At 68.9% G+C, this 26,073-nt stretch carries 25 protein-coding genes and 1 pseudogene; 13 read left to right on the forward strand and 13 right to left on the reverse strand.

What is annotated here, in order from left to right; translation table 11 throughout:
* Window positions 1-76 precede the first annotated feature (76 nt).
* Window positions 77-982, reverse strand: a complete 906-nt coding sequence (locus FHR38_RS24410) for a DMT family transporter (RefSeq protein ID WP_184536851.1) — start codon at window positions 980-982, stop codon at window positions 77-79.
* Window positions 975-1,748 (reverse strand): GntR family transcriptional regulator, encoded by a 774-nt coding sequence (locus FHR38_RS24415; protein ID WP_184536852.1) that lies wholly within the window; start codon window positions 1,746-1,748, stop codon window positions 975-977. The genes FHR38_RS24410 and FHR38_RS24415 overlap by 8 nt, the downstream gene beginning before the upstream one ends.
* A 362-nt stretch (window positions 1,749-2,110) precedes the next feature.
* Here FHR38_RS24415 and FHR38_RS24420 point away from each other — a divergent pair, with 362 nt between their 5' ends.
* From FHR38_RS24420 to FHR38_RS24430, 3 genes are all read left to right on the forward strand, one after another.
* Window positions 2,111-2,908, forward strand: coding sequence for a class I SAM-dependent methyltransferase (locus tag FHR38_RS24420; RefSeq protein WP_184536853.1), 798 nt, complete (start codon window positions 2,111-2,113; stop codon window positions 2,906-2,908).
* Between the two features lie 164 nt (window positions 2,909-3,072).
* Entirely contained in the window at window positions 3,073-3,705 is a 633-nt protein-coding gene (locus FHR38_RS24425; protein ID WP_184536854.1) for a GNAT family N-acetyltransferase, read from the forward strand.
* 2 nt (window positions 3,706-3,707) lie between these two features.
* The gene (locus FHR38_RS24430) at window positions 3,708-4,508 is read left to right on the forward strand and encodes an endonuclease/exonuclease/phosphatase family protein (protein WP_184536855.1); all 801 of its coding nucleotides are present in this window, start codon (window positions 3,708-3,710) and stop codon (window positions 4,506-4,508) included.
* Window positions 4,509-4,800: 292 nt separating this feature from the next.
* Here the strand turns inward: FHR38_RS24430 and FHR38_RS24435 are convergent, their stop codons facing one another.
* From FHR38_RS24435 to FHR38_RS24450, 4 genes and pseudogenes are all read right to left on the reverse strand, one after another.
* Window positions 4,801-5,820 carry an NPCBM/NEW2 domain-containing protein gene (locus FHR38_RS24435; protein WP_184536856.1) on the reverse strand — a complete coding sequence of 340 codons (1,020 nt, stop codon included), beginning with the start codon at window positions 5,818-5,820 and terminating at the stop codon, window positions 4,801-4,803.
* A 147-nt stretch (window positions 5,821-5,967) separates the two neighbouring features.
* Window positions 5,968-6,525 carry a hypothetical protein gene (locus tag FHR38_RS24440; RefSeq protein WP_184536857.1) on the reverse strand — a complete coding sequence of 186 codons (558 nt, stop codon included), beginning with the start codon at window positions 6,523-6,525 and terminating at the stop codon, window positions 5,968-5,970.
* 508 nt (window positions 6,526-7,033) lie between these two features.
* Window positions 7,034-7,192: pseudogene (locus tag FHR38_RS32540) on the reverse strand (IS3 family transposase); the annotation flags it as partial.
* A gap of 223 nt (window positions 7,193-7,415) precedes the next feature.
* On the reverse strand, window positions 7,416-9,056 hold the full coding sequence (locus tag FHR38_RS24450; RefSeq protein ID WP_184536859.1) for a YwqJ-related putative deaminase: 1,641 nt from the start codon (window positions 9,054-9,056) through the stop codon (window positions 7,416-7,418).
* A gap of 131 nt (window positions 9,057-9,187) precedes the next feature.
* On the opposite strand from FHR38_RS24450, the gene FHR38_RS24455 reads away from it, so the two are divergent.
* Both FHR38_RS24455 and FHR38_RS24460 read left to right on the forward strand, forming a co-directional pair.
* Complete coding sequence (locus FHR38_RS24455) at window positions 9,188-9,670, forward strand: hypothetical protein (protein WP_184536860.1); 483 nt, start codon at window positions 9,188-9,190, stop codon at window positions 9,668-9,670.
* Window positions 9,667-11,091, forward strand: a complete 1,425-nt coding sequence (locus FHR38_RS24460) for a PrsW family intramembrane metalloprotease (protein ID WP_184536861.1) — start codon at window positions 9,667-9,669, stop codon at window positions 11,089-11,091. Before FHR38_RS24455 ends, FHR38_RS24460 begins: the two co-directional genes overlap by 4 nt.
* Before the next feature lie 8 nt (window positions 11,092-11,099).
* On the opposite strand, the gene FHR38_RS24465 is transcribed toward FHR38_RS24460, so the two are convergent.
* A complete protein-coding gene (locus FHR38_RS24465; RefSeq protein WP_184536862.1) occupies window positions 11,100-11,927 on the reverse strand; it encodes a class I SAM-dependent methyltransferase in 828 nt (275 codons plus the stop codon).
* A gap of 145 nt (window positions 11,928-12,072) precedes the next feature.
* On the opposite strand from FHR38_RS24465, the gene FHR38_RS32940 reads away from it, so the two are divergent.
* The 7 genes from FHR38_RS32940 to wzy all read left to right on the forward strand — a co-directional run bounded on the left by FHR38_RS32940 (window position 12,073) and on the right by wzy (window position 20,873).
* The gene (locus FHR38_RS32940; RefSeq protein ID WP_221449167.1) at window positions 12,073-13,593 is read left to right on the forward strand and encodes an FAD-dependent monooxygenase; all 1,521 of its coding nucleotides are present in this window, start codon (window positions 12,073-12,075) and stop codon (window positions 13,591-13,593) included.
* Between the two features lie 62 nt (window positions 13,594-13,655).
* Window positions 13,656-14,105 (forward strand): DUF3592 domain-containing protein, encoded by a 450-nt coding sequence (locus FHR38_RS24475; protein WP_184536863.1) that lies wholly within the window; start codon window positions 13,656-13,658, stop codon window positions 14,103-14,105.
* Window positions 14,106-14,247: 142 nt separating this feature from the next.
* The gene (locus FHR38_RS24480) at window positions 14,248-15,456 is read left to right on the forward strand and encodes a glycosyltransferase family 4 protein (RefSeq protein WP_184536864.1); all 1,209 of its coding nucleotides are present in this window, start codon (window positions 14,248-14,250) and stop codon (window positions 15,454-15,456) included.
* A complete protein-coding gene (locus FHR38_RS24485) occupies window positions 15,453-16,655 on the forward strand; it encodes a glycosyltransferase (protein ID WP_184536865.1) in 1,203 nt (400 codons plus the stop codon). The genes FHR38_RS24480 and FHR38_RS24485 overlap by 4 nt, the downstream gene beginning before the upstream one ends.
* A complete protein-coding gene (locus FHR38_RS24490) occupies window positions 16,652-17,938 on the forward strand; it encodes a lipopolysaccharide biosynthesis protein (protein WP_184536866.1) in 1,287 nt (428 codons plus the stop codon). Before FHR38_RS24485 ends, FHR38_RS24490 begins: the two co-directional genes overlap by 4 nt.
* Before the next feature lie 179 nt (window positions 17,939-18,117).
* A complete protein-coding gene (locus FHR38_RS24495) occupies window positions 18,118-19,242 on the forward strand; it encodes a glycosyltransferase (RefSeq protein ID WP_184536867.1) in 1,125 nt (374 codons plus the stop codon).
* Window positions 19,239-20,873, forward strand: a complete 1,635-nt coding sequence (gene wzy / locus FHR38_RS24500; RefSeq protein WP_184536868.1) for an O-antigen polysaccharide polymerase Wzy — start codon at window positions 19,239-19,241, stop codon at window positions 20,871-20,873. Before FHR38_RS24495 ends, wzy begins: the two co-directional genes overlap by 4 nt.
* Before the next feature lie 77 nt (window positions 20,874-20,950).
* Here wzy and FHR38_RS24505 read toward each other — a convergent pair whose 3' ends face one another.
* From FHR38_RS24505 to FHR38_RS24525, 5 genes are all read right to left on the reverse strand, one after another.
* Window positions 20,951-21,448, reverse strand: coding sequence for a cupin domain-containing protein (locus FHR38_RS24505; protein ID WP_184536869.1), 498 nt, complete (start codon window positions 21,446-21,448; stop codon window positions 20,951-20,953).
* A 183-nt stretch (window positions 21,449-21,631) separates the two neighbouring features.
* The gene (locus FHR38_RS24510; protein WP_376771432.1) at window positions 21,632-22,846 is read right to left on the reverse strand and encodes a glycosyltransferase family 2 protein; all 1,215 of its coding nucleotides are present in this window, start codon (window positions 22,844-22,846) and stop codon (window positions 21,632-21,634) included.
* On the reverse strand, window positions 22,843-23,661 hold the full coding sequence (locus FHR38_RS24515; RefSeq protein ID WP_312882390.1) for a carotenoid biosynthesis protein: 819 nt from the start codon (window positions 23,659-23,661) through the stop codon (window positions 22,843-22,845). The genes FHR38_RS24510 and FHR38_RS24515 overlap by 4 nt, the downstream gene beginning before the upstream one ends.
* Window positions 23,658-24,209, reverse strand: a complete 552-nt coding sequence (locus FHR38_RS24520) for a GNAT family N-acetyltransferase (RefSeq protein ID WP_184536870.1) — start codon at window positions 24,207-24,209, stop codon at window positions 23,658-23,660. Before FHR38_RS24520 ends, FHR38_RS24515 begins: the two co-directional genes overlap by 4 nt.
* 13 nt (window positions 24,210-24,222) lie before the next feature.
* A complete protein-coding gene (locus FHR38_RS24525) occupies window positions 24,223-25,029 on the reverse strand; it encodes a monooxygenase (protein WP_184536871.1) in 807 nt (268 codons plus the stop codon).
* Window positions 25,030-25,141: 112 nt separating this feature from the next.
* Between FHR38_RS24525 and FHR38_RS24530 the strand changes: the two genes are divergently transcribed.
* Window positions 25,142-25,534: a DUF4031 domain-containing protein gene (locus tag FHR38_RS24530; RefSeq protein ID WP_184536872.1), complete on the forward strand. Its 393-nt coding sequence runs from the start codon at window positions 25,142-25,144 to the stop codon at window positions 25,532-25,534.
* On the opposite strand, the gene FHR38_RS24535 is transcribed toward FHR38_RS24530, so the two are convergent.
* Complete coding sequence (locus FHR38_RS24535) at window positions 25,441-26,070, reverse strand: HD domain-containing protein (RefSeq protein WP_184540150.1); 630 nt, start codon at window positions 26,068-26,070, stop codon at window positions 25,441-25,443. The two genes, FHR38_RS24530 and FHR38_RS24535, sit on opposite strands and share 94 nt — an antisense overlap.
* Window positions 26,071-26,073: the final 3 nt, after the last annotated feature.

Genomic DNA, 26,073 nt, shown 5'->3' on the forward strand with positions numbered 1-26,073 from the left:
GGCGACCCATGCCTCACGGAATCGCGCGTCCTGCATCGACCTGCAACGTGACCTCCCGCTCGTGTGTCTGCCTTCATCAACTGCCGCTGGCGCTCGTTGGCTGCCTCCGGCTGAGTGTGACGCCGACGAGGACCAGGATGGTGCCGAGCACGATCCAGATGGTGATTGCTTCGCGCAGGGCGAGCCAGCCGAGGAACACCGCGACGATCGGCAGGAGATACGTGACGGCAGAGGCGGCAGTTGGTCCCTCGTCCTGGATGATCCGGTAGTTCAGGACGTACGCGATCCCGGTGCCGAGTGCACCGAGTATGAGCAGGCTCAACACGGCGTCGGCTCGCCAGGCGGGTGGTTCCAGCCCAGCGATTGGGATCGCCGCAGCAAGCAGGACGGTGGCTGCGCCGAGTTGGCTGGTCGACAGCATGAGAGGGCTGATTCCCCGGCCGGTGAGATAGCGGCTCATGTAGATGTAGCTGACCGCGTAGCTGGCAGCGGCGGCGAGGCAGAGGACACCGCCCCAGCTTGCGATCTCGTCTGCGGTTCTCCAGGGCGAGAAGATGGCGACCACGCCAAGGAACCCGAGGGCGAACCCGGCGGCCTTCCACCTGGTGACCGTACGGTCGACCCCGATGGTGAAGGCGAGTAGCAGGGTCCACAGCGGGGTCGTTGCGTTGAGCACGCCGGCCACGTTCGAGCCGATGGTTTCCTCGGCTACGCCGAACAGGACGTAGGGGATCGCGTTGGCGATCAGGGCGGCGACGAACAGGTGTCCCCAGATGCGCCAGCCTCGTGGGAAACGTAGGCCACGGGACAGGGCGATGGGCATCAGTACGACGAACCCGAGCAGGAGCCGGCCGAAGACGATTTGTACCGGGTTGAAGCCGCGCAGTGCGAGCTTGATCCAGAGGAAGCCCGATCCCCACAGCAGTGCCAGGGTCGCTACCCGGACCAGCCCTGCCCGGCTGATGGTCGGACTGTCAGTCATCAACGGACATCTCGTAGTCCAGGCCGTTCAGGTCGGCACGCATGACGAAGCGGGTCACCTCGAACGGTCGGCCCTGATTGTCGATGCTGGTGTGGAGTACTTCGATTACGGGCACGCCACGCGGCATTGCGAGGTTCTCGACCTCTTCCGGCGTGGGCATGCGGGCGCTGACCTCTTCGCGGATGCGGACGATCGGGTACCCCAAGTCTTCGAAGCGCTGATAGATGCTGCCCTTGCCAAGCTTCTTCTCGGTGGCCAGCACTGACTCTGCCGCCACGGCGACGGGGATGTACGTGATCCCGATCTGGACAGGCTCATCGTCGGCGAAGTACCAGTTTTCTCGGCGAACTATCTCCTGGCCATCGGCCAGGTTCAGCCGCTCGGCGACATCGGCAGGTGGCAAGTTTGTTGTCACCGACCGGCATTCGGTGTGCGGAGTCCGGCCTTGACGCTCGACCTCGATGCGGAACGGCGACAGTCCGGTTTCGGCCCGGGCTTGCCGGGAGTATCGGTTCCGACCGAGCCGCATCAGGTGACGACGCCGACGTACGAAGACACCTCGCCCCTGTTGAGCCACGGCAAGGCCCTCAGCTTGCAGGATGTTCAACGCCTCACGCGCAGTGTTCCGAGCGGTGGCATACCTCGCTGCCAGTTCTCGCTCGGACGGGAGCTGATCGCCCTCCGCAAGGGTGCCGTCCATGATCGCGGCCCGTAGCTCGTCGGCGATCCGGCGGCTGGGAGGCCGTCGGTCTGCCCGATCACTCATGATGCCGATCCTCCCCATGTCATGCGGACCAGACTATCTCAGGTGGCTTAAGCCAGCCCATTGACAAGAGTGCTTCGGGTAGGCAATCTGGCTTAAGCCAGTAGCGGATCGTGGTTGATCGCTTCACAGAAAGAAGCGGAGGTGTCGGTTGCTTCATCTGGTTGTGGCGGTTGGCGGGATCTTGCTGGGGTTCGCGGCTGGGTTGGTGTCGTACCGGGCTTCTCGGCGTTGGTGTGGGGTCTGCGGTGTGACGTTGACCTGCCCGAACTGTTCGACCCAGCCGGCGCGTCCGGCGGGCTTGCCGCCGGGTGGCCCGCTGCGGTGATCGCTCTGTTCATGCGTATGGCTCGGAGAGGGGTTTGATGACGGCTGTTGCGTTGCGTCAGGTGTTCGACAGTGATGAGCAGGGCGGGCGGCGGGTGTTGGACTACCTGTCGACGGTCCTGGACGGGTTCACCTGCGACCGGTTAGGCAGGGCGGGGGTTGCCTGGGGCGGTCGGTGTTGGGTGGTGGGTGCGGGGAACGGGTCGGTGGCCGGCTGGTTGGGGGATCGGATCGGTCCGACAGGTGAAGTAATCGCCACCGGGCTCTGTCCGGATCTGGTCCGGTCGCATCCTCGGGTGACGGTGGTCGGCCGGAACGACGAGCGTGATCCGTTGTTGGGTGGGGTGTTCGATTTGGTGCATGCCCGGTTGGTGTTCGCCGGCTGGCCACAGAGGTGGGAACTCGTGCACCGGTACGCACGGGCGCTCGGCCCAGGAAAGCCGCTGGTAATCGAGGACTGGGGCCGCTGGTCGGGGCTGGTGTTGTCGTCCCCGGTTCCGGACGCGGCCGGTATCTACTGCCGGTTTCGTTCCGCCCTCGCGGAGGTGTTCACCGAGTCGGGCGGTGACCTGTATTGGGTGACTCACACGGCCGAGGCGATGGTGGATGCGGGGTTGGTGGATGTCGACACCGCTGTTTATGCCCGGTCGTGGCGGGGCGGCACGGCGGGGTGTTTGTTGCCGTTGACGGTGGCCCGCACGCTGCGCGGCCCGCTGCTGGAGGCCGGTGTCGACGCCGAGGACCTGGACGCGTTGGCGGAGGTGTTGACGCATCCGGAGACCGTGCTGCTGGGCGACACGGTCTTCTCTACCATCGGCCGCCGTCAACACACCTGACCAGCCGACTTAGCGACGGCTGGCCGCTCTACGCGCCGGAGAACCCAGACGGGGGCGGGGCGGACCCGGCTGCGACGACGATCCCTGCGGCAACAGGGTTCTGTCGTGGTCCGGAAGCCCGGGGTCCGCCCCGCCCCGCTGACCCTAATCCGAAAGAGGCTCTGATGAGTGCACTCGTGAAGGTCGTACGCGCAAGGTGGGGTGACATCGGCGCACTCGCGGCCCTGGCCGCGACGGCGATGCGTGACCTGCCTGCCGCCGGCTGGCTTGTTTCCGATCCGGGGTGGCGGACGGCGGTGTTGACCGCCTATCTGCGTATCCACGTCGAGCACGCGTTGATGTTCGGTGAGATCGACGTCATCCGCGACGACGAGACTGGTGGCCTGGTGGGGGCGGCGGTGTGGCTGCACCGCTACCGGCCCATTCCACCACCGGCTGGCTATCCGCACCGGCTCGCCGACACCTGCGGCGGACACGCCGACCGGTTCACCCGGTTGGAAGAACTACTCGCCAAACAGCACCCGGCCGAAGCCCACCACCATCTGGCCTGGCTCGCCGTCACACCGGCAGCACAGCAGCAGGGCCACGACCATGCGTTACTAGCCCATCATCATGCCCGGCTGGACCGTACCGGGATCCACGCCTACACCGTCACCGCTGACGAGCAGGTCGGTGACTGGTACGCCCGGCACGGCTACACACCCCACAACAAGACACCCGCTGGAGGCGGCCTCGTCCTGCACGGCATGTGGCGACCATCCCCACCACCAGAAGACGACAAGGACGAGGGCGACTGATCATGGCAGAGCCGCTCGTCATCGCCACCTACCACCTGCGCGACTACCAGCACTCGGACCGGCCCGACCGCAGGCGCGACGAACTGATGGAACAGGTCATCCTCGACTCCGAGGCCGACATCATCGCCGTACAGGGCCTCCCCGGAGAATCGGCACTGTTCCGGATGGCCCTTGAGACCCGCCTGGACTGCCGCACCCACGATGGCATCCCCACGATCGCGGCAGCCGGTGGTGTCGGCCTGGGCATCCTGTGGCGGCCCGGCATCCGACCCGTACCCGGCACCTGGCGGCCCGCCACCGACCAACCATTCCGGTACGGCCTGACCTGGCTCACCCTCGACGTCCACGGCCACCGGGTAACCGTCGCCAACTACCACGCACCACCGGCCGGCGAAGCCCACCAGGCCCAGCGGGAAGCAGAACTCCTCACCACCGCTCTCGGTCATCACGAGCATAACGTGTTCCTCGGCGGCACCTGGCCCACCACCAGCGACCCGGAAGCCGAGCGGATCCTGCCACGCCGCCGGGTTCCACGACACCGCCACCACCTGCGGCGGGCCCTGGCAACCCACCACCGGCCACCTACACGGCGACCAACGCCCCGACCGTATCCACCACCGCACCGACCCAGCGCACCCCGGCCGGGTACACCGACACACCGTCGAAGACACCACCCTCGGCTGGGCTGCCTCCGACCACCTACTCGTCGCCGTCGAATACCAATCCGTCGGTCAGTGGAAAGAACCGTAGAAGTCGTCGAGCACATTGTGAAGGCTATCCCGATCGAGAGGGTCGCGAGCTGAACATGACGGAGAACTTCGAGCTCTACGAGGGCAACGATCCCGACGATCCCGAATAGGAGCTACCTTCGCTAATAGCGGTGAAGTAGCACCAGGGACCCATCTCTCACCCATGCCGTACTCGCATCGGACCCAGGCTCATTGACCGCCCTCCGAGGACGACTCTCGGTGCGGTCCGCCCAACAGATCGACGCCCCGGCTGATCAGGCGCTGCCGCAGCCGCTCATGTCCATGGCCGCGCGTTCCCCTTCGCTCTGCCCGGTCGGTGACCTACCCATTGATTCGTCCGACCGCTTCACCGGATGAGCAGGGCGTCGCCTAGCGCGCCGTACGGTCGCGATGCGAGTTCGCAGCTGCCTTTGGTGCGCACGGCGGATAGCGTCAGAAGGCGCACGCCGGTGACGTCGATGTCAATGGCTGCCGTGGTGTCTCGGGTGACGGTGACACTCTTGCGTGTCTTGCCGTCGCCAGCGACCACGATCTTCGCTGCCAGACCCGCTGGGGTGTGGGCATCAAGCCCGGCAGTAGCAGCGAGGCGTTTGTATCGGCCGTCGATCTCGTAGCTGATGGTGAGCGGTTTGCCGTCGCAGCCGACCCACAACGCGGTGGATTTCGGATACCGATCGCCGGCAAGCGTGCTGTCGATGCGATATCCGGACCGGCTGGCGTCACCCGCCACCACCGTAAGCCGGTACAGGTGGGTATCGCCCTGGCTGCCATCGACGTTCCCGGAGCTGCCAAAGAACGGCACGAAGTTATTCAAACATGGCCCGCACACGCACAGTACGGCGAAAAACGTCACGACAGCAACGAGCACACGTGCCACGGGCCGATTGGTACGCTCGCGCGGTAGCGGGGCGAGATATTCGGCAGGGGGTTGGGGGATAGTGCGTCCCACCTGATGAAGCTGGCAGACGCGTTGCCACGGGCCGGCATCGACTACGCCGGCCCGCCGGTCCAGGTCCGCCCAGCCAATCCGAATCGGGGCTGACAGATCCAAGAAACTGTTCTTGGTGCTGTTGGGACTCCAACTCCGGGTCGGGATCTCGATGTGGTCGGTTCGGTGGCTTTTGTCCTGACTAGTGATCTTCAGAATGTCGATGTAGTTGGCGGTGACATTCAACACCAGACACGGGCGGTGCTTTTCCTCGTCAATCTCCCGGAATGGTACGTACGCCCACCAGATTTCGCCCGGCTGGGGAATCCGTGGTTGTCGGATCCGGCCTCCACCTCGGCGCCCCACCCTCCGGCTCGCCAACCAGCTGACCAGCACCGCGACCGCGAGCACCACGACCGCCAACAGGGTCGACCTCATCTACCCATCCGTTCCGATCAATCATTTTTGCAAGCGGATTCTCACGGGCCCGTCATGGCCACGTCGAGGTGCGGGATTAGGGCTGCCGACAGCATCTTGACGGCGACCGAAGCGTGGCGTGCCGATCCGGTAGCCGCCGGCGTGGCGCTAGGAGCCGGACGCGGCCGCGGTGAGCTTCATCACCTGCTGGACGACCAGCGGGGTCGGTACCTGTCCAGCCTGGCCGCTCGTCGTGGAGGAGGCGAAACGAACGAGGGTCGAGCCCTGGCGGACGATCGTGTACCACGTTGGCTGGGTACCCCGGCCGACCAACTGGAACGACACGGCCTCGTCGCCAACGGGAACCGAATCCACTGTGCTCACCTGGGTGAAGGTAAGCGCGCCTCCGGCGTAGCCTTCCCCACAGGCCGTCACCGCCGCACGCACGCTCGCCATGACCTGCTTGGCGTCGGCAGGAGTGAACGCGGCCAACGTGATGGTGGACCCGACACCCCGGTAGTCGCCCCTGGTTGCCACCGCATAGCGACGGACCGTCGCCTGGGGCTCGGGTGTGTACGCGTCGAGGCGGGTGTCCTCTACCGGCTGGCAGGCAGCGGGGCTTGCCGTGCTCACCGGGACGTCCCGCTTCCCATCGGGCACCTCGGTGATCTGAAACTCGGCGAGGTCGCCGGCGGTCAGGATGATGCCCTTCAGCTTGGCTTCCATCGCTGTGGCCCCCGCCGGATCGTCCGGCGAGCGCCCGGGCTGGCCATCCGGGTTGGTTCCCACACTGGACGCAGCAGCGGTCGGTCGCGTGGCTGCGTCGTCTCCCGAGTCCCCACCACCACATGCGGCCAGTACCAACATCATCGACACCGACGTCGGCATCACGGCGTATCGCCGCATGTGAGCCCTCATCAACCCGCCCCACCTCGGCCTACTATGGACTCCACACTTCTAGGCAGCACATGATGCCACACGCCGTACCACTTGCGGATGGGGAGGCTGTCAGGTTGATCGATCCGCCTGGCAACGCGGCGGAGGATTCTGCGACATTCCCGTTTGGTCACCGCCTGGCTGGGATCGCCAGGCTGTCAATCAGCGTCGGAGTCGAATTCATATGGTTTTCGCGAGTCGCCAGGTCCCCGACCTACGGATCCGATAACTTGAGGTTCCCCCGATAACGCGGAGGGTTTGATGTTCCCCGGGTTTCACGGAGTCGTCGTGGTTGGTTTCATGCCACGGACAGGGATATCGGTCGGACTCTCTCGTACTCGGTGGGGCTGAGCATGCCCAGTGAGCTGTGGCGGCGTTGTCGGTTGTGGAAGATTTCCAGGTACTCGAAGATGGCGTTGGCCAGCTCGATGCGGGTGCGCCAGCGCTGCCGGTTGAGATCCCGGACCAGGTCAGCCACCGACCGACCAGCCTTGAGAAGATCCAGAACTTTGCGACGGAACTCGGGTGGGTAACTCCTCGGCACGTCACTCCTCAACGAGCGAACCGCACGAAAGTCAACCAAACCGACTCCACCAAACCCGGGGAACATCAAAGTCTCCGAACTACCGGGGGAACCTCACTGCCGCCAACTCGTCCCAACCTAACAAAGCACTACTAGCTTAAGGGGCGCCATTGGCGTCGAGGATGATGGACCAGACTCCGTCGACGACGGTGGTGTGGATCGGCCCGGTGTCGGAGACCGTACTGCTTTGGGCGTCGACCCAGATGATCGTGCCGTCGTGGTTGACCGCGTTCCAGGTGTGGGCACCGCCCCCGGCCTCGGCGGTCCAGCTGGTGATGATGAGCGCGGAGGAGCCTGGGCCGGCCTGGCGGAGCCGGTCGGCGATCGCGTCCAACGCGGCCGAGCCGGTGCCGTGGGAGTTGAAGTTGGTGCCGAGCCACTGCTGCTGGCGGGCGGTACTGCCCGCCTCCGCCGTCGTCGGGTCGGCGGTGCTGGCCGCGACCTGCGGATCGCCGTACCAGGTGGAGAGGAATGACAGGCCCACGTCGGCACAGTTGTTGTCTCGCCCTGGTTTCGTGGGGCCACCGTCGTTGACCAGGTACGCCCATTGGCCGACCCGGGGATCGGGGTGGACCTCCGGCTGGTTGTCCGCGTCTTTGGGCACCGCGTTCTCCAGCGCCTGCTGGTCCGCCTGGGATGGCGTGAGCAGGCCCTGCGGGTCGTCGTACGGGCGGGATTCGACCAGCGTCTGATCGTTGCCCAGGACGCCCGTCTCCGGGGGTGGACTCGGATCGGCGACCCGCTCCGGGGCGACAACCCGTTCCGGGTCCGTGATCGGTTCGATGCCCAGCGCGGGTACGTACACCTCGCAGGAGCGGCACGGCGGCCGGTAGTCACCGTGGTGGTACTCGGTGCCGTCACTGAACGCCTGACCGAGCTGATGGGTGACGATCTTGGCGCCGTCGAACTTGCTGCGTGCGTACGCGTCGAGCGTGCCCGGTTTGCCCTCGTTGATCCACTGCTGTTCGAGCTGGTACAGCTGGTCGGAGATGAGGGCCACCTCCGAGCACTTGCCGTGACCGGCGCCGACTCTGGGCAGCTGCTGCGCAGTCTGGTCGAGCAACGCTCGCAGCAGCGGATGCACCGACGGCTGGGTCGCCGGCGTCGTGCTCTTGTCCGCCGTCATGCTGGTGTGGACGGTGATCTCACCGTTGGGCATCATCAACGCCCCGGCCATGCCCGGTCGCTTGCTCTTGGAGATACTGCCGGTGTCGACCGCCTGCTGGATGGCATCCGCCATCGACCGCGACACCTCGATCAGTGCCTGCTCGGCCGCCCTTGGGCTCGCAGCAGCACCCTCCGCTGTGGCCGGTTCGAGCTGCCAACTGTGCGTGCCCTTACCGGTCGGACCGGTAGAACGACGCAGCCTCGCCGGGTCCACCGCCCCGGTCGAGGCCGGAGGCGGGGAGGTGGCGGTGGTCGCAGTCGGGGTGCCTGATGGGAGTCCGGTGTTGATCGCGGTAGCGATCGCCGGAGCGACCGATGCGGTACCCGTGGGTGCCGCGCTCGTAGTCGGCGCGACGGTCGGAGTGGGCATGCCCAGCAGAGCGTTGAGCACCTGCGGAAAGAATACGGAGAAGAGTGTGTAGCCGACGAGAGTGGCACCACCCATGGCAACGGCCGCAGCGATGCCGACGACCGGAAGCGCGCCGTAGCAGCCGGCCAGGCCGTCGGCCATTCCGCCGCAGTCGATGGGTACGCCATCGGCCAAGCTGCCGACAGAGTCCGCTCCGAGCATGGCCTCCCATTCCGGGTGACGGGATTTGACATGACGGGATTCGACCGAGTGTCACCAGTACACGCACAGATTTACAACCATCGCGTCCGCGTGGGTTAGGGTAACCCACCGGAGTGGAGCTGGAGGAGGTCATGTCAGACGGGACCGAGTCCGTGGAGACCCGCCTACCGGTACGCGTGGTGGCGATCCTCGGCCTGCTCGCGGTGGTCACCCTCCTCGCCTCCGTCGTCGCACTGGCGGTCTCCTGGCCGACCACTCCGAAGCGCTCGTCCGCGCTGCCGATCCTGCTCTATGCATACGATCCGATGAGCGCAAGAATGACCGAGCGTCCACAGCAGACGTTCAAGCTGGGACAGGTGCCGGTCGCCACGGTCGAGGAACGTGCAGTCGGGGCAGTGAGCCGGAAACGCGTACGGGCGAGCTGGTACGACGCGGTCGGCCACCAGACCAACAGCGTCGACCTGTCGAAGCTCGCCGACCTGCGCACCGACCCGGTGCTGCTGAGCACCACCGGCGCGGTGCCGGCCGGGACGTACCAGTTCGTGCTGGCCACCGTCCAGGGTGACCGGCTGGAGGAGGTGCTCGCCTGGGTGCACGTGAAGATCGAGCGATGACCGAGCCGACAGCGCAGCCGAGCAGCGTACCGGAGCCGAGTAGCTCCGGGGCGTCGCCGGCGGAGGAACCGAAGAGATACCGGCTCGACCGGCTCGGGGCCGCCTTCACGATCGGTGAGGGGTTGCTGCTGCTGATCGCCGCGGCGTCGGCCGTCGGCATCATCCGCAACGACGACCCCGGGGTACGCGTCCTGGGCGTGATCAACATGGTCGTCACCGGCATCGCGATGTTCGCCGCCGTCGTGGCTGCCGCCATCGTCATCATGGTGTCGATATCCGGCAGATCCCCGCGTGCTCGTTTTCTCACCTGGGCCATCGGTGGGGCACTGGTGTTCGCCATCCCGGCCACCCTGTTCGTCCTGGTCACGCTTCTACAGGCCGGGCTCGCCTGGCAGGGCACGCTCCTGAGCATCCCCACCACCGTCTTCGCGCTCTTGACCTTCCGCCGGATGCAGCGCAACCGCAAGCCGCCGTGGCTACTGGTCCTGGTCGCCTTCGCCTGGGGTGTGCTCGTCGCCGGTTACTTCTCCCAGATAGTCGAGGGGGTACTGCACGTCGTCATCACCGTGGAGGTGCTGCCGGGCACTGCGGCGATCATCGCGCACGCCGCCGCCGCCGCAGTGCCCGAGGAACTGGTGAAGGGGGCGGGCGTCGTCGTGATCGTGCTGCTCGCCTGGCGGCGGATCGACGGCATGCTCGGCGGCATCGTCATCGGCGCTTGCGTCGGCCTCGGCTTCCAGTTCGTCGAGTCGATGACCTACATGACGAGCGGCTTCGACACCGTGCTCTACCAGCACTGGTATCGGCAGGTCACCGGCCTGCTGGTCGGCCATGCCACGTACACGGGGATCATCGGTGCCGGTGTCGGGCTCGCCATGCAGCTCACCGACTGGCGCAAGCGGGTGGTCTGTGCCGGCGGTGGCTTCGCCTTCGCCGTCGCGGCCCACCTGGTCTGGGACATCTTCGCGATGGGGCGGCTCTACTGGGAGTCGGACAACTCACTGCTCCAGCTCTTCGTCGTGCAGCCGCTGAACCTGATCGTCCTCAAGGGCCCGGCCTTCGCCGTACTGCTTCTTCTCGTCGTCATCGCGCTGCGCCTGGAGACCCGGGCGCTGTATCGGCATCTCCGGGCGGAAGCCGACAGCCGGCACGGTGCGGTCACCCCGGCCGAGGTTCCGGTCCTGGTGAACGCGTCGCTGCGGTTCCGGGCGCGAGTGCAGGCACTGTGGCGTGGCAACCATCGCGACTACCTGCGGCTGCACCGCCTGCACGCCGCGCAGGTGGACCTGGTGTTCGCCCGCTGGCGTCGCGAGCAGGGTGACCCGCCTTCGCCGGAGACCGAAGAGTCCCTACGGCACCGGATCCAGCAACTCAAGGCCGAGACGGTACCGCCCGGTGCCGTCGTGGTCGACCCACACTGACGAGCGGATCAGGAGCGCTTGCGGGCCTGCAGGGTGTAGGTCTGCGCCAGTCGCCAGGGCCGGTCGGCCAACCGCCACTCGCCGTGCTCGTCGAGGACCGAATGGCCGGGTATGGCGTCCCAGGGGGCGCTGTCGTGCTCCACCAGCATGGTCAGGTCCAGGCCAGCCTCGAATAGCGCCGTGACGACCTCGCCGAGCCCGTGGTTCCACTCGTGGGTCACGTTGTGGGTGAAGGTCGTGTCGGTGCTGACGTAGGTGCCGGGCTCCTCCCACACCACCGGCTCCGGGCGCTCGAAGTAGGAGTAGTTCACGGCGAGCACGCCGTCGCTCCGGGGCTCGTCGAGCGCCCACAGCATCGGGTGGCCCTCTCGGAGGAAGAGTCGGCCGCCCGGCCGCAGCAGCGTGCTGACCACCTGCGCCCAGCGTCGGATGTCCGGCAGCCAGCACAGCGCGCCCACCCCGGTGTAGGCCAGGTCGAAGCTGCCCGGCTCCAGCACCTGGGGTGCGTCGTACACATCGGACTCGACGAAGTCGACTTCCGCGCCGGTACGGGCGGCGAGGCTACGGGCCTGCGCCAGGGAGGCACCGGAGAAGTCGAGTCCGGTGACCCGGGCACCGAGCCGGTGCAGTGACAGGGTGTCGGTGCCGATGTGGCACTGCAGGTGTACGGCCCGCAGGCCGGCGACCTCGCCGAGACGCGGCAGGTCGAACTGGACTACCTGACTGAGGTAGCCCGGATCTTCGAGGAAGCGGTCCACGGCGTAGTCCGGCGAGGCCGCGTGCGCGGGGGCTCGCTCGTCCCAGTTGGCCCGGTTGACCGTACGGTAGTCCGTCACGATCGGACGATTCCACATCCGTGCGGCCCGCTCAACAGCATTTACGCCGTTGGCCCGTCGGTATCGTTGCGGGAAGTGGCCCCTTTCGTTCTACCGTCTCGCGGCGGCCGGTGAGCGCACCGGCGCTGTCGGACGGAGGACCGCTGTGACGAACCCCCAAGTGATCGTTATCGGTGCCGGGCCTACCGGGCTCATGCTGGCCGCCGAACTCGGCCTGGCTGGCGTCCGCGCCGTCGTCGTGGAACGGCTGCTTCAGCGCAGCGGGCAGTCCAAGGCCCTCGGCATCCAGCCCCGATCGGCGGAGGTGCTGGAGCTACGCGGTCTGCTGGAACCGCTGATGGATCAGGCGGTGCAGTTGGTGCCGGGTGGCCACTTCGCCGGACTACGACTGGACTTCACCACCTGGGACACCCGGCACCCGTACATGATCGGGATACCGCAGGGGAGAGTCGAGGCCCTGTTGGAGGAGCGGCTTGCCGCGCTGGGCGTCCCGGTCCTACGCGGGTACGAGGTGACCGCCCTGGCACAGGACGACGACGGGGTCGAGGCGACCGTACACGGGCCGGACGGCGAGACCCGGCTGCGGGGCCGTTACCTGGTTGGCTGTGACGGTGGGCGCAGTACGGTCCGCGAGCTGCTGGGTATCGACTTTTCCGGGCTGGACGGTCGTCTGCTCTCGGTGGTTGCCGATATCACCCTGGATGATCCGGACGGTGCCGTGTCGGCGACCTGGAGTCTGCCGGTCATGACCCCGGACCGGACCGGCAAGGGCTACCTGGCCCCGATCGGTGACGGCGTACACCGCTTCCTGTTCTACGGGGCGGAGCAGCAGACACTCTCCCGGGACACCCCGATCAGCGAGGCCGAGGTGGGCCGGGCGCTGCACCACACCGTCGGACCCGGCGTCGAGTTGACCGGAATCCACTGGGCCTCCCGCTTCACCGATGCGTCCCGGCAGGTCGAACGGTACCGCCATGGCCGGGTCCTGCTCGCCGGGGACGCCGCGCATATCCACTCGCCGATGGGTGGCCAGGGACTCAACCTCGGTCTCCAGGACGCGTTCAACCTGGGCTGGAAGCTCGCGGCGGAGGTGCACGGTTGGGCGCACCCGGGCCTGCTCGACACCTACCACGCCGAGCGGCATCCGGTGGCGGCCCGGGTACTGGCGAACACCCGGGCGCAGGCGGTCCTACTCGTCCACGACGAGGAGAACCTCGCGTTGCGCGACATTGTGTCCGACCTGCTGGGCGTGCCGGAGGCCAATCGGATCGTCGCCGGCATGATCTCGGGTCTCGACATCCGTTACGACCTGCCCGGCCCGTCGCATCCGCTGCTCGGTCGGCACCTGCCGGACCTCGACCTGGAAACGCCAGACGGGTCCGACCGGGTGGCCCGGTTACTGCGCGACGGGCGGGCACTTCTGCTGACGTCGGTGGCTCCGGCTGCGTTCGCCGAGGTAGTCGCGCCCTGGGGAACCCGCGTCCACCACGTTTCCGTCACGGCTGGGCTGGGAGCGGATGCGGTGCTGGTACGCCCCGACGGCTACGTCGGTTGGGCAGCTGCCGTCGGTGTCACTGGCGACATGGCCGCACTGGGTGCCGCGTCGAGGCTCTGGGCGGGTATGACCACCAGCCGACCTCGTAACGACCACCAGCCGACCTCGTAACGATCGAGCGAGCCGGCTGGGTAGCGTTGCGACCCGCCTCGTAGACAGGGATGGTCGCCACGATGAGACCTCGCCGAGTGACCCGGGCCTCCGTCGTGGCGACGGGGCTCATCGCGGTGGCGGTCGCCGTGATCCTGTGGGCGACCGCGTTCGGCTCATACCGGCAGGCGGTCGCCCTTCGTGACCACGGCATCGTGGGGCCGGCGGTCGTCCTTGAGGTGACGCGGCTGGGTGATGACAGCTTTGTCCGGGTCGCCTTCACGACAGCGGACGGCCGGCGGGTGGAGACCGACGTCCATGATTTCCGGGTGGACCCGGAACCGGTCGAGGGCGGGACCATGCGGGTGCGGTACGCAGCCACCGACCCCTCCGGCACGATCCAGGACGCCCGGCAGCGGCCCGACTTCCTCGTCGTCTGGATCGAGGCGCTGGGCGGGCTGGTGATCCTGGCTTTCGGTGTCTTCCTGGTCCGCGGCTTCTGGCCGCTGATCGGCGAGCGGTGGGCCCCCTGACAGCGGGCAGGCGGTGGTGGCTTGACCAGCGATAGCGAGAGTCTTTGCAATTTGTCAGTTCGCCCCGAATGTCCCAATGAAGCTACTTAGAGTGGTCGCTCAGATGCGATTAGTGACATCTCCGGACTGTTGAGAGGCCAACATGAAACGGCTCCGGATCGCCGTGCTGTGCAAGATCAACACTGGCGCGCCGTGGATCCTCCTGGAAGCTCAGGAGATGCGACGGCGTGGCCACGAGGTCGTGGTGATCTTGCCACCCGGCAACGGTCGGCTGTCGTTGGCCCTCGCCGCAGACGGCTTCGAGGTGGTCGAGGCACCCTTCGACTTCACGTTCCGACCGAACGTCGCCACGGTGCGCGGACTGTGGCGGTTACGTCGCCTGGTCCAGCGGTTGCGCGTCGACGTCCTTCATTATCACTTCCACGCGACGGCCCTCGCGGCCCGCCTCGCCACCATCGGGTTGCCGCTGGCCAGGGTCTACACCTCGGCAGGCCCGCTGTATCTGGAGTCCCGGACGATCTGCCAGGTGGAGCGGGTGCTGTGGCGCTTGGACGACGTCACCCTGTGCAGCACCGCCGACATCTCACGCCGCTACGGCCAACTCGGCTGCCCTGAGCACCGCCGCCCGATCGCGCACTTCGGTATCGACCTGGATCGCTTCACCCCGACCTGGCTCGCGGCTGGCCACACCGCCGGATCACCCGGGTGGGCCGTACAGCGCGCGAAGGCCCGCGCCGAGATCGGCATCGACGAGGATGCGTTCGTCGCCGTTATGGTGTCGTACGTCTACGCGCCGAAGCGCCTGGTCGACCGGAGCCAGGGGCACAAGGGCCACGAGCTACTGCTGGCAGCGTGGCGATCCTTCCACGCCCGGCATCCCCAATCGCACCTGCTGCTGGTCGGCGCGGGCTGGACCGAGGTCGGCGAGAAGCACCGCCAGAAGCTCCTCGACCGGTTCGACGTCGCGGCGGACCCGAGCATCACCTGGGCGGAGTCGGTGCTCGACGTCCGGCAGTACTACGGCGCGGCCGACGTGAGCCTCAGCCCATCACTGTCGGAGGCCCACGGTGCCGCCCGGGAGGCCGGTGCCATGGGCATCCCCAGCATCGTCAGCGACGCCGGCGGACTACCCGAGACCGTCGACGAGCGCAGCGGTTGGGTCGTACCACGCGGGGACGTGGCCGCGCTGGAGGCGGCGCTGGAGACCGCGTACCAGGAATTCACGACGGGTCGCCTGACGGAGCGCGGCGGCCACGCCCGTCGGCGCGCCGCCCACCTCTTCGACGGCCAGGTGACCGTCGCGCAGGTGGTGGACATCCTGGAGTACGCCGCCGAAGGTGTCGACCGATGAGGGTGGCGGTTACGACCGAGGTACGTTTCCTGCGTACCCCGGACGGGGCGGTGTGGACCCGTATCCCGCCGGCATACCGGGCGTGGACCGGCTACCTGTCGGCCTTCGACACGGTCCGGGTCGTCGCGCGGGTCGCCGACGTCGCGGTGCCCGATGACGACGCCGTACGCGTCGACGGGCCCGGGGTGCAGGTCTGGCCGGTGCCGTACTACCTCGGGCCACGGCAGTACCTGCTCCGGCGAGCGCGGATCCGCCGATCGGTGACCGCTGCGGTGACCGACGCGGACGCGGTGATCCTACGGGTCCCGTCGCCGATCGGGACCCTGCTCGCCTCGGCGCTGGACCGGCAGGGCCGGCCGTACGCGGTGGAGGTGATCGGCGATCCGTACGACCTGCTGGCCCCGGGCACCATCCGACATCCGCTGCGGCCGATGCTGCGCAACCTGACCACGGCCAACCTCCGGCGGCAGTGCCACAACGCCGTCGCGGCGGCGTACGTGACCGAACGGGCCCTCCAGTCCCGGTATCCCGCCGGGCGGATGGCACCGAGCTTCGGGGTATCCGACGTGGACCTCGACGACGTTTCGTACGTCCCGTATCCCCGGACGGCCGACCGGTTTCGCGCGCCCGACACGCTGGTCTCGGTCGGCTCACTTGAGCAGATGTACAAGGGGATCGACACCCTCCTCGAGGCGCTGGCGATCCTCGTACGATCCGGTCTGTCGCTGCGGCTGGTGCACGTCGGTGCCGGCCGGTTCCGCCCCCTGCTGGAGCAGCTCGCCGTACGGCTGGGGGTGGCCGACCGGGTCACCTTCACCGGATGGCTGTCCCCCGGGGACGCCATCCGTCGGCAGTTCGATGCCGCCGATCTGTTCGTGATGCCCTCCCGAACGGAGGGGCTGCCCCGGGCGCTCGTCGAGGCGATGGCGCGCGGGCTGCCGGCGATTGGCTCCGCCGTCGGCGGTATCCCCGAGCTGTTGCGGGCCGAACACCTGGTCGCCCCGGACGATCCCGTCCGGCTGGCGGACGCGATCCGCCGCCTGGTGACCGACCCGGATCGGATGGCGGCGGCATCCACCCGCAACCTCGCCCGGGCGCGGGACTTCTCCGCCGAGGAACTCACCCGACGACGTGCCGCGTACTACCGGCTGGTGGCCGGCGCCAGTAGGCAACGATTACCAGCGAGCGCGACCTCGTGACCTCGGGTCGGCGGTGGACCGTAGCGCTGCTGACCAGCTCCGGCGCGATCCAGGCGGGCACCAATGCGCTGGCCGCGCTGCTGGCGAGCAGCCTGCTCGGACCGCACGGTCGCGGCCTCATGGTGCTGGGTACGACGATGGCCAGCATCGCCGCGCTGCTCGCCGGCATGGGCACCGGTCCGGCGTTGCGCGCGTGCCTGCCCACCGCGACCCGGGTACGTCGGCGACGCCTGCTCGCCACGTTCACCCAGTGGTCGATGCTGGCCGTGGTGGTCGCCGCCGGACTCGCCGCGATCGGCTCGGTCCTGTCGGCGCGCGTCATCGATCCGGAACTGGCCGAGCCCCGTTTTCTGGTCGCCATCGCGGTCGTCACGGTCGGGCACGTCGCCCTGGTCCAGTTTCCCGACCTTTGGTATGCGGCGGGGCGGTTCCGCGCCGGGGGCAGCTGGGCCGCTGCGGTGGCGGCCGGTGGTCTGGCCGGGGTACTGGGTGGAGCGGTCACCGCTCGCAGTGCCTGGGTGCTGTTGCTGGCACAGGGGGTGGGCATGCTCGTCGTCGCGGCGGTGCAGACGGCCCACCTGTCCGTCGTCAAGCTGCTGGCGGCTCGGGCCGGGGACCGTACGGAGCTGTCCAGCCTGTTGTGCAGCGGTGGTTGGGCGCTCGGGCTGACCACTGGACTGGCCGTGACGCTGGCGGCCGACCGGTACGCCCTCGGTGCGTTCGCCGGTCCGGCGACGGTTGGCGTCTACTCGGTGGCCTCCTCGCTGAGTGGGATGCCACGGCTCATCCCGACGGCGTTGGGGCAGATCCTCAACCGCGAGGTCGCCTCGGGTGGCGGGCGTGGAGTGGCGTTGCGGGCCCGGCGGCTCGCTGTGTGGTCGGCCATCGTGCTCGGTCTCGGGGTTGCCGCCGGAGGTTGGTTGTTGATCGTCCCGGTCTTCGGCGCGGGCTTCGCCGATGCCCGCCCGCTGCTGCTGGTGCTGCTGGTGGCCGAGGTGGCCTTCGCGCCCTTCGCGGTGGCCAGTCGCGCTCTGCTGGGCGGCGGTTGGATGGGCACCGCTGGTGTGCTGGGGGTCGGGTCGGGCGTTGCTGCGGCGGGGGTGTTCGCCGTCGGGGTCCGGCTCTGGGGTGCCTACGGTGCCGCGCTCGCGTCGGTTGCGCTCTACGGCGGAATGTCTCTTGTGTCCTGGAGGTTGCTGCGTCGGCGGCTGGCGGTGGCGGAGCGGGTCGCAGATCGTATGGCGACAGAAGCGGCAAAGCCGACATTAGCTGTAAAGAGCTAAAAAACTCCTATTTAGCAAATAGCTCGATAAAGTCCTCGATAGGTTCGATGAGAGTCCGCCTGTGCTGATGGAACCAGGTGACGAGTGGGAGGATTCCGGTGTCCGATTGCCGTACTGGCGGTGCGCCGACGCGCGGAAACGTCGGCGGGTTGGCGGTATCCGCCCCCGAATGTGTGGTCATGCGAGTCCTCGGGACGCTCGACGTCGGTGGCGCCGAACTGCGTACGCTCGATCTCCTGCCCCGGCTGGTAGCGGCCGGTGTCGTCGTCCACTTCGTCACCTTGAACGGACGGCCCGGCAGCCTGGCCCCGGTCGCGCAGGCGCACGGCGCGACCGTCCACCCACTCTCGCTCGGGCTCGACTTTCCACGGAACTTCCTGGCCCTGCTGAGACGCGTCCGCCCACACGCGGTGCATGCCGACCTCGCCACCTTCTCCGGCGCACCGCTGTTGCTGGCCGCCGCCGCCCGGGTCCCGGTACGCGTAGCGCAGTTCCGCAGCGACGGCGACACCCATGGCAACAGCCTCCGACGCCGCGCCCAGCGCTGGACCATGCGGCGACTGATCCACACCTTCGCCACCGACATCACCGGGGTGTCACCGGGCACCCTCACCCACGGCTACCTGCCGACCTGGCAGTCGGACCCCCGCTGTCGGGTCGTGCCCAACGGGCTGGACCTGGATCGGCTCCATCGCGACTCCGGTGCCGACCTGCGGCGCCAGATCGGAGCCGCCCCGCAGGAGGTCGTCTGCCTGCACGTGGGGCGGCCCGCGCCGGAGAAACGCCGCTGGATGCTGCCGCCCATGATCGCTGAGTTGCGGGCCAGTGGTGTCGCGGCCCGTGCTGTGCTGGTCGGCCCGTACGACGGCGACGACGACGCCCAGCTACGCGAGGCGGCGCGGATCAACCGGGTCGAGGACCGGATCCACCTGCTCGGTTCCCGCGACGATGTGGGCACCCTGATGAGTCAGGCAGACGTAGTCGTCCTACCGTCGGACCGGGAAGGTCTGCCCGGCGTCGTACTGGAGGCAGCGGCGCTGGGCACCCCGGTCGTGGCCTCAGATCTTCCCGGGGTCTGCTTCATCGCCGACGAACTGCCCGGCGTCACTGTCGTCGACCGCGATGCGCCGATCTCCGCCTGGGCGGCGGCCATTCGCGAGGTCATCAGCGGGGACAGGCCGACCTCACGTGATCGGGACCTCGCACGGGCCCGGTTCCGGTCGAGCCCGTTCTCGCTGGAGCTCGCGGTTGCCCACGATGTCGCGATGTATCAGCAGGGACTGCGGCCGGAGGGGAACTCATGACGCCGTCCCGATCAACCGAGCCGCGTTGGGTGCTGGCTGCCGCTGCGAGCCTGCTCGTGAGCGTGCTGGTCCTCCGTTCGGCGATCAGCCAGCACCCCCAGGTCGCCGCCGCCGGGGTCACGGTCCTGGTGGTGATCGTGATAGTCGTCGCCGCCCGGATGGTCGTCGGTCGCCGCATCACGCTGGCGTCGGTCTACCTGCTGCTCTTCGGGCTGTTTCATGCGGGGTTGCTGCCCTATCTCGCGACCAGGCAGACCCCCACGGCGCTGCTGAACGGCGTAGAGCCCTGGTGGCAGCTCAGCACGACGGGTACGGCGATCGTCAGCGTCGCGGTGGGCGTGCTCGCGTTCCTGATCGGCTACTCGGCTCTGTTGACCGGCTACCCGGCCGCTCTCCTCACGCGATTGCACCAACACGGCAAGAAGGCAGCCGCCTCGCTGGCTGGTGGTGCGGCTGTGCGGTCGGCTGGTGGCGCGGCTGTGCGGTCGGCTGGTGGCGCGGCGGCCCCGCTGGCTTGCCAGGAAGCGGCTGTCCCGCTGGCGCGCCCGGTCGAGGGAGACAGCGGTGCGGACGACCGCCCAGCCGGTCAGGATGAGCGGACCAGACAGGTGGGAATACTGGGCTTCGTCCTGCTGGTGGCCGGCGTCGTCCTGTGGTTCGCCAACACGCCCGGATCGGGGCTGGGCTTCGTCACCCTGCCCTACCTGGACTTTCGGGCCGGGGCAGACGACAACGCCATGGCCTTCGCCAACCTGTTCACCGGTATCGGCATGGGTGCCCTGGGGCTCGCCCCGAGTGTCGTACTGCGCCGATGGGGGTTGGTGGTGTTCACCGTCTTCGCGATCCCGGCGTTCCTCGTCGGACTTCGCGGCGAGGTGATATTCCCGCTGGCGGCATGGCTGGTCACGACAGCCCGACGGCGCGAGATCCGGATACGGTGGTGGATGGGGCCGCTACTGCTCGCCGGTCTGTCGGCGGGCTCGATCATCCGGCAGCTACGGGACGCCGGCCTGTCCGCCGCCCGTCTCGGCGACATAAAGGTCAACCCCTTGGACGGCCTGGCGGAGTTGGGTGCCTCCATCCGCCCGCTCGTGCTCGTCCACCGGTGGCATGACGAGTGGGGCGAGTCGTTCGTCGGCTGGGGCACCTACTGGGCTCCGCTGCAACGGATCCTCTTCTCCCGGCTGCTCGGGCTGGATGCGCCGTCGGTGCACACCGACGCGCGGGTCTTCTCCACCACGATCGCCGACCGGGTCGGCGCGATCGGTGGATCGCCGGCTGCCGAGGCGTACCGAGCAGCGGGCCTGATCGGCATCATCGTGGTGCTGGCCCTGATCGGCATGTTCGTGGCGTGGCTGGACACCCGCCCGGCCGGCTCGATCGGTGATCACGCCATCGGCATGGTCGGCTACATCCTGCTGGTGTGGGTACGTAACGACGTCAGCCCGGTCGTCGTCTCCCTGGGCACCTGCATTCTCGCCCTCACGACGGTGTACCTGGTCCATGCACAGCTGAACCGACGGAGAACCGGCCGGGGCAGCCCAGCCCTCGGCCAGCTCCCAGGCGAGCGAGTGATCCAGGTCCCGGCACCCGGGAAGTCCGCTCTCGAAACGCGGATACCCAGCGGTTAGGAAGGACCCCTTTCTCTGCAGACGTTAGGAAGGCCCCTTCCCAGCGTTGATCGTCCACACGAGCTTGGGTGCCCGGATCAGATCTCGACCGCGTACTGGTCGTGCCGGGCGTACAACTCGGTCCACCCCTCAGCGGTGAGCTGCCGGCCGGAGGCGACGATCTCGGCGAGTTCCTCGAAGTACGTCTCGCGGGGCGCGCCCGGGGTGAAGAGCACCAGCATCGAGGCCGGTGCGCCGGAGTTGTTACTGAAGGCGTGCACGCCGCCGGGCGGGACGTAGAGGAAGTCGCCCGGCGTGGCATCGATCCACTTCCCGCCGTCGTACAGCGACACCGTGCCGGCCAGGATGAAGAACGACTCGGAGATCGTCCGGTGGTAGTGCGCGCCGGGCGTGTTGGGGATACCCGCCATGTCCCAGCGGTACAGGCCGAACTCGCCGTCGGTGGTGTCGCCGGTGGCCAGGTAGCCGACCTTCGACTTCACTCCGATGGTGAGGTCCGGTTCGACGGTGGCGGGCCGGTGGACGGCACTGACCGTGCCACTGTCGGCAAGATACCGGGGTGGTGGATAGGACATCGTCGGGTCACCTCAGCGGATTGTTGCTCATGTTGCGGAGTCGACCCTACGGAGCGGACCGGCCCATTCGGAAGATCCAATTCCGTCCCGGTCGACTGGGCCAATGCGCCACGGGCAGGAGCACTTGTTCACCACCACGATCCGCCGCACAGCGCTCAGCAGGCAGCGGTCAGCGGTCAGCGGTTAGCGCACCGGTCGGCCGCGCCAGGACAGCCGTCCCCGCCGCCGCAGCCGATAGGAGCGGGCGACCAGCCAGCCGAGCAGCACCACCGACAGCGGATGGGCCAGGGCGTCCGGCCACGATCGACCACCGGTCGAGCGGGCACCGACCACCCGGCCGGCGACCCCGAGCAGGTAGGCGACCAGGGCCAGCGCCGCGATCGACAACTCACCGACGAGCGCGGCGGCCACCGCGAGCACCGGCGGGGCGGCATACAGCAGGAGCAGGGCGAGCACGACGGCCGCCGCCGCGACCGGCGAGCCGAAGGTCGCCCACAGCGACTTGCCGTAGCCGTCGCGCAGCTCGCGCCACGAGCCGTACATCCGGCAGTCGGCCAGTGCCGAGGCGTCGGCCAGGGCGATCCGGCCGCCGGAACGTTTCACCGCCCGGGCCAGCTCGATGTCTTCCAGGACCTTGTCCCGCACCGCCGCATGCCCGCCGGCCCGCTGGTAGCCAGCCCGGTCCAGCACCAGGAACTGACCGCCGGCCGCCGCCAGCGACGGCCGCGCCGAGCGCTCCATCGCCCGCAGCGGCAGGAAGGTCAGCCACAACCACTGCAACAGCGGCTGGACCAGCCGCTCACCCGCCGAGCCGGCCACGATCCGGGGGTACGCCGACAGCAGCGCCGCCGGGACCGCGCGCAGCGCGGCCACCGAGGTGGCCACCGCGTACGGGGTGAGCACCACGTCCGCGTCGACGAAGACCAGTACGCCCACATCCGGCCCGGCCGCCTCGGCGAGCTGCTGGCAGGCGTACGGCTTGCCGAGCCAGCCGGGCGGCAGGGGCGCTCCGGTGACCAGTCGTACCCGGGGGTCATCGGCGGTGACCGAGCGGACCACCTCGGCGGTGCCGTCGGACGAGCCGTCGTCCAACACCACGATCTCCAGTTCCGGTACGCCCCGCTGGGCCAGCAGTGACCGGAGGCAGCCGGTCACCCGGTCGGCCTCGTCGCGTACCGGAAGCAGGACCGCGACCGGCTCGGCCACGGTGACCGGGGCGCTGGACGGCTCGGCCACGGTGACCGGGGCGCTGGACGGCTCGGCCGCGGTGGCTGGCTCATCGCCGGGTGGCGTCGACGGCAGGTGGCGCAACCACCGAGTGGCGTTGACATAACTGTGCCCGGTCAGCGCCGCGATCAGCACAGTCAGCCCGACCACCCCGACGGCCAGCCAGGTCACGTCGCCGGCCGGACCCGACCGGCCCGGTGCCGGCGGGCCACGGCGACCGCGAGTGGTACGGCGACCGGCGACATGGCCAGCGCCCCCCAGAAAGCCGAGGCGGGCAGCCCGAGGAAGACCGCGTGGGCGAGCACGCTGCTGGCGAAGGTCCACAGGTAGAGGCCGTACATCGGGGCGTCCGCGTCGCCGACCACCGCCACACCCGGCCCGGCGGCCAGCCGCAGCAGCCCGGCGAACGCCACCGCCACCAGCAGCCAGCCCAGGTAGTTGCCCAGTGGGATACCCGGCACGCCGGGCAGGGCGGGAGTCGGATCCCGCCAGGTCCAGTAGCCCTCCGACACCATCTGCGGATCGAGGAACACGTCCCAGGCGGCCAGGGCCCACCCGGCCAGTACGATCCGGGCGAAGCCGGGGCGGGTCAGGCGTACCGCCACCAGCCAGGCCGGCCAGGCCATCCAGGTCCAGGCCAGCGGGATCACCAGTGGCACGCCGGCCACCGCCGGGCCGAGCTGGCCGGAGTATTCGTAGACGCCGAACGGGACGCCGGTGGCGATCCCGACGACCTCCACCGCCAGCCCGCCGCCGGTGGTGATCAGGACCAGCGCCCCGGCGGTACGCGGACCCCGGGTGACCAGGGCGTGGCCGACTGACAGCAGGTAGCCCAGCAGCACCGTGACCACGGTCAGCCGGGCCCGGTCGATGCCCTCGGTGAGCGGATAGCCGATCTGCACCACCACCAGTACGACCAGCAGCAGCCAGGACAGCCGCGCCCGGTTCGAGCCGATGACCGGCGTAGTGGCGGGCAGCCCGGTCACGACGCCGGTGGGGTCAACGGCAGTTCCCGGCCGAGTACGGCGAACGCCCGCTCGTCGCCGGGGAAGCGGAAACCGCGCAGCACATCCCGGAAACCGAACCGTCGGTAGAGCCGCCAGGCCCGGGAGGTCGCCTCGTCCGCCTCCGGGGTGGACAGCAGGGTGGTGCTGCCGTTCGCCATCCGCAGCAGGGCGGCCAGTTGCCGGGCCCCCAGGCTGTGCCCCTGGGCCGGTGGCCGTACGTGCAGCTCCACGACCTCGAAGCAGTCGGCGAACCAGGCCGTCCGAGCCGCCGGGTCCAGCGCGTTGTAGACCTGGTCGTGCCACCACTGCCCCGGGTGGGAGAGGTAGCCGTAGCCGAAGCCGGCCAGGTGGCCGTCGTTGGTGAGGGTGGCGACCGCCCGGAACCCGGGGCGACGGGCGTGGCTGGCGATGTAACCCCGGCGGGCCTCCAGCAACTCGGACCGGTAACCCATCGCCTCGCCGTAGACCGCCATGACGTCGTCCAACCGCCGGGCGAGATCGTCCGGCTGCCACGGCACCAACCTCATGCCTGTCCGCTCCTCACTGTCCTTGCTCACCTGGGGAAACCTGTCCATCGTCACCTGGGGCGGCCCAGCCGAGTACCGCCCGGTCGCCACTGACCCGGCATACCTCGAACCGGGCGAAGAGCTCTTCCGCGTACCAGCGCCGGACCGGCGTGGCGGTGATCGCCGCGCGGTGTTGCGGGTGACGGTACGCGAAGTTGACCAGGTCCGCGCTGTTGCGCCACACGCTGACCGTGCCCTGCCAGCCGAGCGGCGCCTCACCGATGCCGAACCGGGCGAGCAGGCCCGGGGCGTCGCGTAGCGCGGCGGCGACCGGTGAGATGGCCCGCCAGAAGGTCACCGCCCGACGCGGGCGCAGCCGGGCCCGGGTCAGCGCGAGCACCGGAGCGCTCCCCGGTGAGCTGGGTCGGGATGCTCCGGTGCCGGACGCAGCCGTGGGCAGCGGCGCGGCCCCGAACGGCTCGACCCCGGACCACTGCCCACGGCTGGCCAACGGCCGCAGGTCGAGGCGAGCACTCGCCTCGGCGAGCCGGGCCCAGGACCGGCCGACCGGGGTCTCGTCGAAGGCGGCCGCGCGGGTCGGATCAGCCCACACCACCAGCGCCGCCCACCGGGTCAGGTCCGCGTCGGTCGGTCCGAAGCCGGTCCCGGTGCCGGTCCCGAGGAGCTTGCCGAACCGTACGCCGGGCGTGTTGCGCAGTCGGCGTGGCCCCCACGCCATCCGGGTCAGCGCGCGGGGAAGTGCGCCTCGGGACACCCGCCAGACGTGCAGGGTGACCAGGTCCGACGTCGGGCTCGCCGACTCCCCACGGTTTCGCTCCATCAGAAGGTCACCGTACTGACGACCTCAGCGTGGCTTGATCCCCCCTGGCCGAACCCGTCGGCGGCCGAGGCAGCCGATCGGTCCGGGCATCGAGCCGACTACCGTGCTGAGCATGCTGTACGTCGATCAGCCCGCCTGGCCCGCCCACGGGCGACTCTGGTCGCACCTGGTCAGTGACGTGTCGTACGCGGAACTGCACGCCTTCGCCGAGATGCTCGGCGCTCCCCGGCGGGCGTTCGACCGCGACCACTACGACCTGCCGGCGGAGCGGTTCGTCCGGGCGGTGTGGCTCGGTGCCCAGGTGGTGTCGAGCCGGGAGATCGTCGAACTGCTCTACCGTTCCGGACTACGGCTGCCAAAGCACCTGGCCAGGCCGTCGAAGCTAGTGGCCAAGCCATCGCAGATGTTGGCTCAGTCGGTCGTCGAAACCAGCGTGGCGAGTTCGCGGGTGAGGTTGGCGCGGGCCGACTCCTCCCAGCGGTCGGCGAGCGCCGGCAGCCGGTAGAGCATCGGCAGGTCGAGTAGTTGGCGCAGCACGGCGGCCCGGCCGACGCGGAACAGGTCGTCGGGCACGTGGGCGTACTCGCGGCGGACGGCGGTGGCGTAGCGGTCGTACTCGGCGGGTGGTCGGGCGAGCACGGCCAGATCGGCGTCGCAGAGCAGGGCACCGTTGCGGTCGGCCGGGGCGGCGTGGTGCCCGGCGGTGAGCCGGACCAGCCGGGCGACCTCGGCGATGGCGTCGGATGGCACACCGAGGTCGGTGAGGATGGTGGTGGCGAGCGCGGCGCTGGCGCGTTCGTTGGCGTCGCCGGGGGAGCGAGGATCGTAGACGGCGTCGTGGAACCAGACGGCGAGCCGTACCAGGTCGGGCTGGCCCGCGTGGCCGGCGTGCTCGTCCACCACGGCGAGTACGGCGGTGAGGTGCGCCACGGTGTGGTAGTGCCGCTGCGGTTCACCCCACCGGTCGAGCAGGTCACGCCCGGCTGCCGTGATGCTGGTCGGGTTGGCCGCGCCGGCCGCCGTGACCTCGGCCGGGTTGATCGC

It is taken from the genome of Micromonospora polyrhachis (assembly GCF_014203835.1).
GTDB lineage: Bacteria > Actinomycetota > Actinomycetes > Mycobacteriales > Micromonosporaceae > Micromonospora_H > Micromonospora_H polyrhachis.

Bases quoted from the DNA above. Each gene is read 5' to 3' on its own strand.
- FHR38_RS24475 (WP_184536863.1), top strand. From the start codon at position 13,656: ATGAGACCTCGCCGAGTGACCCGGGCCTCCGTCGTGGCGACGGGGCTC.
- FHR38_RS24420 (WP_184536853.1), top strand. From the start codon at position 2,111: ATGACGGCTGTTGCGTTGCGTCAGGTGTTCGACAGTGATGAGCAGGGC.
- FHR38_RS24425 (WP_184536854.1), top strand. From the start codon at position 3,073: ATGAGTGCACTCGTGAAGGTCGTACGCGCAAGGTGGGGTGACATCGGC.
- FHR38_RS24525 (WP_184536871.1), bottom strand. From the start codon at position 25,029: ATGGAGCGAAACCGTGGGGAGTCGGCGAGCCCGACGTCGGACCTGGTC.
- FHR38_RS24435 (WP_184536856.1), bottom strand. From the start codon at position 5,820: ATGAGGTCGACCCTGTTGGCGGTCGTGGTGCTCGCGGTCGCGGTGCTG.
- FHR38_RS24505 (WP_184536869.1), bottom strand. From the start codon at position 21,448: ATGTCCTATCCACCACCCCGGTATCTTGCCGACAGTGGCACGGTCAGT.
- FHR38_RS24520 (WP_184536870.1), bottom strand. From the start codon at position 24,209: ATGAGGTTGGTGCCGTGGCAGCCGGACGATCTCGCCCGGCGGTTGGAC.
- FHR38_RS24495 (WP_184536867.1), top strand. From the start codon at position 18,118: ATGCGAGTCCTCGGGACGCTCGACGTCGGTGGCGCCGAACTGCGTACG.
- FHR38_RS24480 (WP_184536864.1), top strand. From the start codon at position 14,248: ATGAAACGGCTCCGGATCGCCGTGCTGTGCAAGATCAACACTGGCGCG.
- FHR38_RS24485 (WP_184536865.1), top strand. From the start codon at position 15,453: ATGAGGGTGGCGGTTACGACCGAGGTACGTTTCCTGCGTACCCCGGAC.
- FHR38_RS24430 (WP_184536855.1), top strand. From the start codon at position 3,708: ATGGCAGAGCCGCTCGTCATCGCCACCTACCACCTGCGCGACTACCAG.
- FHR38_RS24530 (WP_184536872.1), top strand. From the start codon at position 25,142: ATGCTGTACGTCGATCAGCCCGCCTGGCCCGCCCACGGGCGACTCTGG.
- FHR38_RS24410 (WP_184536851.1), bottom strand. From the start codon at position 982: ATGACTGACAGTCCGACCATCAGCCGGGCAGGGCTGGTCCGGGTAGCG.
- FHR38_RS24460 (WP_184536861.1), top strand. From the start codon at position 9,667: ATGACCGAGCCGACAGCGCAGCCGAGCAGCGTACCGGAGCCGAGTAGC.
- FHR38_RS24450 (WP_184536859.1), bottom strand. From the start codon at position 9,056: ATGCTCGGAGCGGACTCTGTCGGCAGCTTGGCCGATGGCGTACCCATC.
- FHR38_RS24440 (WP_184536857.1), bottom strand. From the start codon at position 6,525: ATGGAAGCCAAGCTGAAGGGCATCATCCTGACCGCCGGCGACCTCGCC.
- FHR38_RS24415 (WP_184536852.1), bottom strand. From the start codon at position 1,748: ATGAGTGATCGGGCAGACCGACGGCCTCCCAGCCGCCGGATCGCCGAC.
- FHR38_RS24455 (WP_184536860.1), top strand. From the start codon at position 9,188: ATGTCAGACGGGACCGAGTCCGTGGAGACCCGCCTACCGGTACGCGTG.
- wzy (WP_184536868.1), top strand. From the start codon at position 19,239: ATGACGCCGTCCCGATCAACCGAGCCGCGTTGGGTGCTGGCTGCCGCT.